Source organism: Streptomyces sp. CAI-85 (genome assembly GCF_013363615.1).
GTDB lineage: Bacteria > Actinomycetota > Actinomycetes > Streptomycetales > Streptomycetaceae > Streptomyces > Streptomyces antibioticus_B.
In genome coordinates this window covers 1-1,055 of the sequence record NZ_JAANNX010000202.1, presented here as the reverse complement: position 1 = coordinate 1,055, position 1,055 = coordinate 1, and the positions used below count along the sequence as shown (strand labels likewise).

Sequence of the window (1,055 nt, the reverse complement as noted above, 5' to 3'; positions counted from 1 at the left end):
GACGACGTCCTGATCCCCGTCGCGGGCATCCTGGACATCCTCGACAACTACGCGTTCATCCGGACCTCCGGCTACCTGCCGGGCCCGAACGACGTGTACGTCTCCCTCGCCCAGGTCCGCAAGAACGGCCTGCGCAAGGGCGACCACATCACCGGCGCGGTCCGCCAGCCCAAGGAGGGCGAGCGCCGCGAGAAGTTCAACGCGCTGGTCCGCCTGGACTCCGTCAACGGCATGGCGCCCGAACACGGCCGCGGCCGCCCGGAGTTCAACAAGCTGACCCCGCTCTACCCGCAGGACCGCCTCCGCCTGGAGACGGACCCGGGCGTGCTGACCACGCGGATCATCGACCTCGTGTCGCCGATCGGCAAGGGCCAGCGCGGTCTGATCGTGGCCCCGCCGAAGACCGGCAAGACCATGATCATGCAGGCGATCGCCAACGCGATCACGCACAACAACCCCGAGTGCCACCTGATGGTCGTCCTGGTCGACGAGCGTCCGGAAGAGGTCACCGACATGCAGCGGTCGGTCAAGGGCGAGGTCATCTCCTCGACCTTCGACCGCCCGGCCGAGGACCACACCACGGTCGCCGAGCTGGCCATCGAGCGCGCCAAGCGCCTGGTGGAGCTGGGCCACGACGTGGTCGTGCTGCTCGACTCGATCACGCGTCTGGGCCGTGCGTACAACCTCGCCGCCCCGGCCTCCGGCCGCATCCTGTCCGGTGGTGTCGACTCGACGGCCCTGTACCCGCCGAAGCGCTTCTTCGGCGCGGCCCGCAACATCGAGGACGGCGGCTCGCTGACCATCCTCGCCACCGCCCTGGTGGACACCGGGTCCCGCATGGATGAGGTGATCTTCGAGGAGTTCAAGGGCACCGGCAACATGGAGCTCAAGCTCGACCGGAAGCTCGCCGACAAGCGCATCTTCCCCGCGGTGGACGTCGACGCGTCCGGTACCCGCAAGGAGGAGATCCTGCTCGGTGCCGAGGAGCTGGGCATCGTATGGAAGCTGCGCCGGGTGCTGCACGCGCTCGACCAGCAGCAGGCGATCGAGCTGCT

At 68.6% G+C, this 1,055-nt stretch carries 1 protein-coding gene; it reads left to right on the top strand.

Features of this window, described 5'->3' with window-relative positions:
- A partial coding sequence (gene rho / locus G6W55_RS37770; RefSeq protein WP_175525077.1) for a transcription termination factor Rho occupies positions 1–1,055 on the top strand: 1,055 nt, incomplete at both ends.